We start from the raw sequence: 8,284 nt of genomic DNA, 5'->3' as shown, positions 1-8,284 counted from the left end.
CCCAGCTCGATCACGCGCTCGCCGGCGCGGGCGGGCACTGCGGCGGCCAGCAGCACCGCGTCATGGCCCGCGCGCAGCCCCGCCTGCGGCTGGCGCAGCCGGACGCGCCCGCCGAGCAGCGTGTCCTCCGTGACGCTCAGCACAGGTCCTGGTCCTCGCCCGCGTCGCGCAGCACGCGGACAGCCAGCGCGGCCTCGTCCTCCGCGACAGCAAGCCGGCGCGGGAAGATGCCGATGCCGCCTTCCACCGCGCTGATCGCGGCGTCCAGCACCACCGGCGCGCAGCCCGCATCGCGCAGCAGCGCGATCAGGAAGGAGAGGCGCACCGGATCGGTCGTCGCCAGCAGAACGCGCATCCCGGCCCTCCCGCTGGCTGGATCCCATCCCATCTGGGCAAGGCGGGCGCCAGCCTGCTTGCCGCTCCGAAGGGCGGGGGGTAGGTTGCGAGCCATCTAAACGAGGTCAAGACAGCGTGGATCTTCCAATGCCGGCAGGCGTCGAACCCGCCGCATCCGCCACCGGCGAGGATGCGCTGGCGGCGCTGACCGCGCTCGTGCGGGACGACCTCGAAGCCTGCAACCGCCTGATCGTGGAGCGGATGCAGAGCCCGGTTGCGCTGATCCCGCAGCTGGCCGCGCATATCGTCGCCGCCGGCGGCAAGCGTCTGCGGCCGCTGCTGACGCTCGCCGCCGCGCGCCTGGCTGGGTATCGCGGCGCGCGCCACGTCGCGCTGGCCGCCTGCGTGGAGTTCATCCACACCGCCACGCTGCTGCATGACGACGTGGTGGACGAGAGCGCGCTGCGTCGCGGCCAGGCCAGCGCGAACGCGCTGTTCGGCAACAAGCCCTCCGTGCTGGTCGGCGACTTCCTCTTCGCCCGCGCCTTCCAGCTGATGGTCGATGACGGCTCGCTCGAGGTGCTGCGCATCCTCTGCGCGGCCTCCGCGACCATCTCGGAAGGGGAGGTGCTGCAGCTGGTCATCCAGAACGACACGAGCAGCACGGAGGCGCAGTATCTCGCGGTGATCGAGGGGAAGACGGCCGCGCTGTTCGCGGCTGCCACCGAGGTCGGTGCCGTGGTGGCGGATTGCGCCCCGCCCGCGCAGGCGGCGCTGCGCGCCTATGGCCACAATCTCGGCGTCGCCTTCCAGCTGGTGGACGATGCGCTGGACTACTCGGCGGAGCAGGAGCGGCTCGGCAAGACGGTCGGGGACGACTTCCGCGAGGGCAAGATCACGCTGCCGGTCCTGCTGGCCTTCGCGCGCGGGGACGAGGCGGAACGCGCCTTCTGGCGCCGCACCATCGAGGAGCGGGAGCAGTCGGACGCCGACCTCTCCCACGCGATCGCGCTGATGCAGAAGCACCGCGCCTTCGCCGACACGGTGGCGCGCGCCCGCGACTACGGCGCGAAGGCGCTGGCCGCGCTGGAGCAGTTCCCGGACAGTGCGGAGAAGAGTGCCCTGGCCGACATCGTGGAGTTCTGCATCAGCCGGGCCCGGTAGGCATCCGCCGCCCTCCACCCGGCGGCGATCGCGGCCAACCGCGGTCTCCGCGCCGGCAGTACTGTTGCGGCCGCAGGCGCCCGCTCGCGTCCGACGAACGCCTCACCGCGACGCCGTAACCGAAGGCCCGCCCGGCGCGAAGCACGCGCGACACCCGCGCGAGGCCCGCCATGCCGTCCCACCGCAATCGCCTGATCACGGCGCTGTCCTGGCTCGCCGCCGGATGGATCGCGTGGGAGTTCCTGTACTACGAGCAGTTCAAGCTGAACGCCGCCGAGGGCAGCGTGACCGGCGTCTTCCAGCCGCTCGCGGACTGGTTCGGCATCCCCGCGCATGAGGCGGCCATCCGCTGGGGCGTCGCGCTGCTGGAGATCGCCGCCGCTACGCTGGTCATCAATCAGCCCACGCGCTGGGTCGGTGCCCTGCTCACCACAGGGCTGATGTCGGGCGCAATCTTCTTCCACGTGATCGGGCCGATCGGCATCGATCCCTATGGCGACGGCGCGATGCTGTTCAAGGAAGCCTGCTTCACGCTGTCCGTCGCGCTGTTCCTGCTGTGGCTGCATCGGCGGGAGGTACCCTGGCCAGTGGCGCGCCTGCTGCCATGGCGCGTGGCCCGCGCGCCGTGAAGCCGCCTGCGCGCGATCCCGCGCTGGATGTGGTGCGCGGCGTCCTGCAGGTCTGGATCATGGCCTCGCACGCCTTCACCAGCTTCACCTCGCTCTGGCTGATCCATGCCGCCTGGGGGGTGTCGGACAGCTCGGAGCAGTTCGTGTTCCTCTCCGGCTACGGGCTCGGCTCGGTGTTCATGTGGAAGCAGGCGCAGGGCGGCTTCGCGGCGGCCAGCGCAGACCTCGCGCGACGCTTCGTGGCGCTGTGGCGCATGCACATGCTGGTCTTTCTCGGCTTCGGGACAATGGTCGCCATCGCCTGCACCTGGCTGGGCGCGCCCGGCTGGGCGCTTGCCACGGCGCGCCCGCTCGAGGCGCTGCTGGGCGGTGCTCTGACGCTCTACCAGCCGCCACCCTTCATGGGCATCCTGCCGCTGTTCCTCTACGGGATGCTGGCGCTGCCGCTGTTCTCGCTGCTGCTGGACCGTTGCGGCGCCGGGGCGTTGGCGGTGCCGGCCGCGATGTGGACGGCGGCGCAGTTCCTGCCGCCTGACGTTCCCGCCCTCGGCGGAACCACGCTGGCCTTCCACCCCCTGGCCTGGGTGGCGCTCTTCCTGCTGGGCGTGTTCTTCGGCCGGCGCGTGCTGGTCGAGGGCCGTTCGATCGGCCACCGCCCCGCGCTGGTGGTTGGCGCGATCGGCATCGTCGTGCTCGGCGTGGTGATGCGGGTCGTGCACTGGACGCCCGATATCCTTGTCGGGAAGGAGCAGCTGGCGCCGCTTCGGCTGCTGCATGCGCTGTCCTGCGCGTATCTGGTGGTGGTCTTCCTGCCGCGCGGTGCCTGGGCGCGAGCGGCGCTGCCGGCCGCGCTCGGCACGATCGGCCGCAACAGCCTGCACGCCTTCAGCCTCGGCCTGTTCTGCTCCTACCTGACGGTGCTCGTGTTCCAGCATGTCGCCTTGCCGCGCTTGGTCGCCGAGCCGGCGATGCTGCTGCTCTCGGCCACCGCCATGTGGCTCTTCGCGCGGCATGTCGAGGCCATGCGGGCCGACCGCGCGGCGGCGCCCCGCGCCCGCCCGGCCTGATGCCGGACGCTACCGGCGCGACAGCGCCACCAGGTAGGTCGCCTGCGTCGTCGCGGAGGGGTTCTCATAGGCGCAGTCGCTGGGCGGGCCGAGTGACAGGCAATCGCCCGCCTGCAGGTCGTGGACAGTCGCTCCCTCGTGGAAGCGCAGTGTGCCGTCCAGGACCCAGATCGCGTGGCCACGGGTGAACGCGTAGGTGGCGGCGGGATAGGTGACGCGTGCGCCGGGCGGCAGTTCCACGCGCACCAGCTCGGGTTCCGCGCCGGGCGGCGTCACGGCGCGCCGCAGATAGCCCGTGGCGGGATCCCGCCAGACCGGCTGCCCCGCGGCACGCGAGACGGAGCCGCCAGCCACCCCCTCGGCCCTTCCGAGCAGCGTCGAGAGCGTGATCCCGAAGGCGCCGCAGAGCCGGCCGAGCAGCGCGGCCGTCGGGCTGGCCTCGGCGCGTTCCGCCTTGCTGATCATGGCGCGGGAGACGCCGGAGCGTTCGGCCAGCTCGGCGATGGACCAGCCGCGCACCTCGCGCTCCGTGCGCAGCTGCGCCGCCAGACGCAGCGTGCCAGGGCCGGCTGCCGTGTCTTCTTGTATAGTGGTCATGTGTCCAATATAGTGGATGACACATGAGCGGTGCACCCCCATCATCTCCCCGCATCGGCCACAATGGCGGCCCGCCGCTGGAGGAGCCGGAGGCCGATGGCGGCTGGGGGCGTTGGATCTGGACCAAGAAGCACAAGGCCGCCTGGAAGACGCCGCCGCGGGAGATCGCGCTGCGTCGCCTCGCGCGGGCCGAGGAACTCGGCATGACCTACAAGGACTACACGCTCGAGATCCTGGAGCGCGGGCGCTACCTGTAGCGCCGGCGGCTGCCGCTCAGGCCGGCGGGATCTCGTCCGTGCTGCGGAACACCGGCTTCCCGCCCTCGACGAAGATCGCGACCATCCGGTCGGCGCCGGCGCTCGGCCCGCCGATGCGCAGGCAGGCGTCGCAGCGCCGCGCGACCTTCTCCGCGACCGGGTGGAAGATCGAATCCCACACCGCGTCGCCGCGCACCGTCGATCCGGCCGAGGCGATCAGCGGCAGCGCGAACCATTCGCCCAGCACCGGCAGGTGGCCGGCCCGCCAGAGCGCGAGCGCGGCCTCCTCCATGGCATGGACATTGGCCGCGATCCTCGCCGGATCGTCGCCGGTCCCGCTGCGATAGGGACCGGCGACCAGGATCATGAGCGCCACGGTCAGACGACCGTGATGCTCTCCCGCCGCAGCTGCACCGCCAGCGCGTCCAGCGCGCGGCCGGTGCGCGCCACCATCTCGTCGATCTCGGCCTCCGTCATGATCAGCGGGGGCGAGAAGGCGACGGTGTCGTTGGCCAGGCCGCGCAGGATCACGCCTTCCGCCTCGCCCAGCTTGGTCAGCCGCGGGCCGATCTTGAGGCCCGGGTCGAAGTTCTTGTGGCTGGCCTTGTCGGAGACCAGCTCGATCGCGCCGACCAGGCCGACGCCGCGCACCTCGCCGACCAACGGATGGTCCGCGAAGCGCTCCCGCAGGCGCTTCTGCAGGTGCGGGCCGGTCCGGCGGACGTGGCCGGTGATGTCGATCTCGTCGTAGATCTTGAGCGTCTCCACCGCGACGGCGGCCGGCACCGGGTGGCCGGAATAGGTGAAGCCGTGGCCCCAGGTGCCGATGGTGGCCGATCCGTCGGCCAGCGCCTGGAAGACGCGGTCGTTGATGATGATGGCGCTGATCGGCAGGAAGCTGGCGGACAGCGCCTTGGCGCAGGTGATGATGTCCGGCGTGATGTTGTAGGTCTGGCTGCCCCAGTAGTTGCCGGTGCGCCCGAAGCCGCAGATCACCTCGTCGGCGACGAACATCACGTCGTACTTCTTCAGCACCGCCTGGATCTTGTCGAAGTAGGTGGCGGGCGGGACCATGACGCCGCCGGCGCCCATCACGGGCTCGGCGAAGAAGGCCGCGACGGTGTCCGGGCCCTCGCGCAGGATCACCTGCTCCAGCTCCTCCGCCAGGCGGGTGGCGAAGGCTTCCTCCGACTCGCCGGGATGGGCGCCGTGGTAGTGGTGCGGCGTCGAGACATGGATGAAGCGGTCGGAGACCGGCAGGTCGAACATGCGGTGGTTCGCCGGCAGGCCGGTGAGCGACCCGCTGGCGATCGTGATGCCGTGATACGCCTTGAGGCGCGAGATGATCTTCTTCTTGTTCGGCCGCCCCATAGCGTTGTTGGCGTACCAGATCATCTTGATCGCGGTGTCGTTCGCCTCCGACCCGCTGTTGGCGTAGAACACCTTCGACATCGGGCAGGGGCTGCGCTCGATCAGCATCTCCGACAGGTCGATCAGGGGTTCGTGCGACTTGGCGGTGAAGGCGTGGTAGAAGGGCAGCTTGAGCATCTGCTTGTAGGCCGCCTCCGCCAGCCGCTTGCTGTCGAAGCCGAGCGAGGCGCACCACAGGCCGGCCACGGCCTCGATGTATTCCTTGCCCTGGTCGTCCCAGACCTTCACGCCCTCGCCGCGGGCGATCACCAGCGGGCCGTTCTGCGCATGCGCCCGGTGGTCGGTGTAGGGGTGCAGGACGTTCGCGATGTCCCGGACGGCGTTGGAATTGCGGGGCGGGGTCATGGTGCTTGGGCTTCCTCGGCGATGCGCTGGGGGATGCTAGAACGGTCCCGGGCCGTCGTCATCCGCCGCGCGCGGCGGTTGCCCCGGGCGGTGCGGACCGCCAGATTGGGCGCTGGCCGGAGGGGGGCACGATGACCGAGATCAAGCCGCACGGATCGCATTTCGGGTCCTTCGAGGCCGTGGTGGAGGGCGGGCGTCTCGTCGCGGCGCGGCCCTTCGCGCGCGACCCCTTCCCGGGCAGCCTGCTGCAGTCCATCCCCGACGCGGTGCACAGCGCCGCGCGCATCGACCGGCCCTATGTGCGGGAGGGCTGGCTGAAGGGCGGCCGGCGCGGCAGCGAGCGCGGCGGCGACAGCTTCGTCCCGGTCTCCTGGGACCACGCGATCCGCCTGGTGGCGGAGGAGACGGCACGGGTCCGGGCCGAGCACGGCCATGCCTCCATGCTGGGCGGCAGCTATGGCTGGTCCAGCGCCGGCCGCTACCACCACGCGCGCACGCAGCTGCACCGCTTCCTCGGCCTGGGCGGCGGCTTCACGGCGCAGGTGACCAACTACTCCTACGGCGCCGGCATGACGCTGATGCCGCACATCCTCGGCACCAACGAGGTGATCCAGGGCCCGGTGACGGACTGGGCCTCCATCGCGAAGCACACGAAGCTCATGCTGTGCTTCGGCGGCCTGCCGCTGAAGAACGGCCTGGTCACCAGCGGCGGCGCCGGCGGGCACGAATACGTGCCCTGGATGCAGCGCGCGGCGGAGGCCGGCGTGCGCTTCGTCAACATCTCGCCCTTCCGCGGCGACACGGCGGCCTTCATGGGCGCCGAGTGGGTGCCGATCCGCCCGAACAGCGACGCCGCGATGATGCTCGCCATGGCGCATGTCATCCTGGAGGCCGGGCGCGAGGACCGCGACTTCCTGGCGCGCTGCGCCGTCGGCTTCGACCGCTTCGCCGCCTATGTCCGCGGCGCGACGGACGGGACGCCCAAGACGCCGGAATGGGCCGAGGCGCTGACCGACGTCCCCGCCGCCACGATCCGCCGGCTGGCGCTGGAAGCCGCCGGCGCGCCCACCATGCTGACCGCCACCTGGTCGATCCAGCGCGCCGAGCATGGCGAGCAGCCCTGGTGGGCGCTGACCGCGCTGGCCGCGATGCTGGGCGGCATCGGCAAGCCGGGGCAGGGGATCGCCTTCGGCTACGGGTCCATGAACGGCATCGGCACCCCGCGGCACGAGGTGCCGAGCGTCGGCGGCGTGCCCGTGAAGAACCCCTGCGGCGCCTACATCCCGGTCTCCCGCATCACCGAGTTGCTGGAACGCCCGGGCCAGATCCTGCAGTACAATGGCCGCGACCTGCTGCTGCCCGACATCCGCATGATCTGGTGGGCCGGCGGCAATCCCTTCCACCACCACCAGGACCTGGGCCGGCTGCTGCGCGGCTGGAACCGGGCCGACACGGTGGTGGTGTCCGAGCCCTGGTGGACCGCCGTGGCGCGCCATGCCGACATCGTGCTGCCCGCCACCACCACGCTGGAACGCAACGACATCGGCAGCGCATCGCGCGACCGCTTCGTCCGCGCCATGCACCAGGCCATCGCGCCGGTCGGCCAGGCGCGCAACGACGCTGACACCTTCGCCGACATCGCCGATGCGCTGGGCTACCGCGCCGCCTTCACCGAGCAGCGCGACGAGATGGCCTGGCTGCAGCACCTGTACGGCCTGTGGCGCCGCGCCTGCGTCGGCCAGGGCATCGAGGTGCCGGACTTCCAGCGCTTCTGGGAGCAGGGCTTCGTCGAGATCCCGGCGCCCGAGCAGCCCTATGTCCAGTTCGCCGAGTTCCGCGCCGACCCGGAGGCGAACCCGCTCAACACGCCCTCCGGCAAGGTCGAGATCTTCTCCGAGACCATCGCGTCCTTCGGCTACGAGGAGGTGCCCGGGCATCCGGTCTGGCAGGCCCCACGCGAATGGCTGGGCGGCGAGCTGGCGCAGCGCTTCCCGCTGCATCTGCTGTCCTTCCAGCCTGCGACGCGGCTGCACGGACAGTTGGACGTCGGGCGCGTGGCGGCGGCGAACCGCGTGCAGGGGCGCGAGCCGATCCTGATGAACCCGAACGACGCTGCTGCCCGCGCCCTGACCGATGGCGAGGTGGTGCGCGTCTTCAACGACCGCGGCGCCATCGCCGCCGGGCTGCGCGTAACCGAGGAGATCCGCCCCGGCGTGGTCGCGATGGCCACCGGCGCCTGGTGGAACCCGGCGCGCCCCGGCGCCACCGACGCGCCCTGCCTGCACGGCAACCCCAACGTGCTGACGCAGGACGTACCGACGTCCCGTCTCGGCCAGGGCTCGGCGGCGCAATCCTGCCTGGTGCAGATCGAACGCTGGCCTGGCGAGCCGCCGCCCGTGACGGTGCACGCCCCGCCGCCGGGCGCCACCGCGCCCTGACGGCGCGGCGCCGTCGCCGC

The 8,284-nt window shown here is 71.6% G+C and carries 9 protein-coding genes; 5 read left to right on the top strand and 4 right to left on the bottom strand.

Annotated features, from left to right (window positions below; all coding sequences use genetic code 11):
- Window positions 1–136 precede the first annotated feature (136 nt).
- A complete protein-coding gene (locus OZN99_RS20005) occupies window positions 137–355 on the bottom strand; it encodes a putative signal transducing protein (RefSeq protein ID WP_270937020.1) in 219 nt (72 codons plus the stop codon).
- Window positions 356–483: 128 nt separating this feature from the next.
- Here OZN99_RS20005 and OZN99_RS20000 point away from each other — a divergent pair, with 128 nt between their 5' ends.
- The 3 genes from OZN99_RS20000 to opgC all read left to right on the top strand — a co-directional run bounded on the left by OZN99_RS20000 (window position 484) and on the right by opgC (window position 3,196).
- Entirely contained in the window at window positions 484–1,500 is a 1,017-nt protein-coding gene (locus OZN99_RS20000; RefSeq protein WP_270937019.1) for a polyprenyl synthetase family protein, read from the top strand.
- A gap of 170 nt (window positions 1,501–1,670) precedes the next feature.
- A complete protein-coding gene (locus OZN99_RS19995) occupies window positions 1,671–2,129 on the top strand; it encodes a hypothetical protein (RefSeq protein ID WP_270937018.1) in 459 nt (152 codons plus the stop codon).
- Entirely contained in the window at window positions 2,105–3,196 is a 1,092-nt protein-coding gene (opgC, locus tag OZN99_RS19990; protein WP_270937017.1) for an OpgC domain-containing protein, read from the top strand. The genes OZN99_RS19995 and opgC overlap by 25 nt, the downstream gene beginning before the upstream one ends.
- A gap of 9 nt (window positions 3,197–3,205) precedes the next feature.
- Here the strand turns inward: opgC and OZN99_RS19985 are convergent, their stop codons facing one another.
- Window positions 3,206–3,793 carry a helix-turn-helix domain-containing protein gene (locus OZN99_RS19985; RefSeq protein WP_270937016.1) on the bottom strand — a complete coding sequence of 196 codons (588 nt, stop codon included), beginning with the start codon at window positions 3,791–3,793 and terminating at the stop codon, window positions 3,206–3,208.
- Window positions 3,794–3,816: 23 nt separating this feature from the next.
- On the opposite strand from OZN99_RS19985, the gene OZN99_RS19980 reads away from it, so the two are divergent.
- Entirely contained in the window at window positions 3,817–4,050 is a 234-nt protein-coding gene (locus tag OZN99_RS19980) for a hypothetical protein (protein ID WP_270937015.1), read from the top strand.
- 16 nt (window positions 4,051–4,066) lie between these two features.
- Here OZN99_RS19980 and OZN99_RS19975 read toward each other — a convergent pair whose 3' ends face one another.
- Complete coding sequence (locus tag OZN99_RS19975; RefSeq protein WP_270937014.1) at window positions 4,067–4,426, bottom strand: hypothetical protein; 360 nt, start codon at window positions 4,424–4,426, stop codon at window positions 4,067–4,069.
- Window positions 4,427–4,428: 2 nt separating this feature from the next.
- Window positions 4,429–5,826 carry an aspartate aminotransferase family protein gene (locus OZN99_RS19970; protein ID WP_270937013.1) on the bottom strand — a complete coding sequence of 466 codons (1,398 nt, stop codon included), beginning with the start codon at window positions 5,824–5,826 and terminating at the stop codon, window positions 4,429–4,431.
- 131 nt (window positions 5,827–5,957) lie between these two features.
- Here OZN99_RS19970 and OZN99_RS19965 point away from each other — a divergent pair, with 131 nt between their 5' ends.
- Window positions 5,958–8,264, top strand: a complete 2,307-nt coding sequence (locus OZN99_RS19965; protein WP_270937012.1) for a molybdopterin-dependent oxidoreductase — start codon at window positions 5,958–5,960, stop codon at window positions 8,262–8,264.
- Window positions 8,265–8,284: the final 20 nt, after the last annotated feature.

Source organism: Falsiroseomonas oryzae (genome assembly GCF_027856955.1).
Lineage (GTDB): Bacteria > Pseudomonadota > Alphaproteobacteria > Acetobacterales > Acetobacteraceae > Falsiroseomonas > Falsiroseomonas oryzae.
Note: the sequence above shows the minus strand (reverse complement) of the source record. Positions and strands in the feature narration are given on the sequence as shown.

Excerpts from the sequence above, each read along its gene's own strand:
- OZN99_RS19970 (WP_270937013.1), bottom strand. The coding sequence starts at position 5,826 with ATGACCCCGCCCCGCAATTCCAACGCCGTCCGGGACATCGCGAACGTC.
- opgC (WP_270937017.1), top strand. The coding sequence starts at position 2,105 with ATGGCGCGTGGCCCGCGCGCCGTGAAGCCGCCTGCGCGCGATCCCGCG.
- OZN99_RS19965 (WP_270937012.1), top strand. The coding sequence starts at position 5,958 with ATGACCGAGATCAAGCCGCACGGATCGCATTTCGGGTCCTTCGAGGCC.
- OZN99_RS19980 (WP_270937015.1), top strand. The coding sequence starts at position 3,817 with ATGAGCGGTGCACCCCCATCATCTCCCCGCATCGGCCACAATGGCGGC.
- OZN99_RS19995 (WP_270937018.1), top strand. The coding sequence starts at position 1,671 with ATGCCGTCCCACCGCAATCGCCTGATCACGGCGCTGTCCTGGCTCGCC.
- OZN99_RS19985 (WP_270937016.1), bottom strand. The coding sequence starts at position 3,793 with ATGACCACTATACAAGAAGACACGGCAGCCGGCCCTGGCACGCTGCGT.
- OZN99_RS20000 (WP_270937019.1), top strand. The coding sequence starts at position 484 with ATGCCGGCAGGCGTCGAACCCGCCGCATCCGCCACCGGCGAGGATGCG.
- OZN99_RS20005 (WP_270937020.1), bottom strand. The coding sequence starts at position 355 with ATGCGCGTTCTGCTGGCGACGACCGATCCGGTGCGCCTCTCCTTCCTG.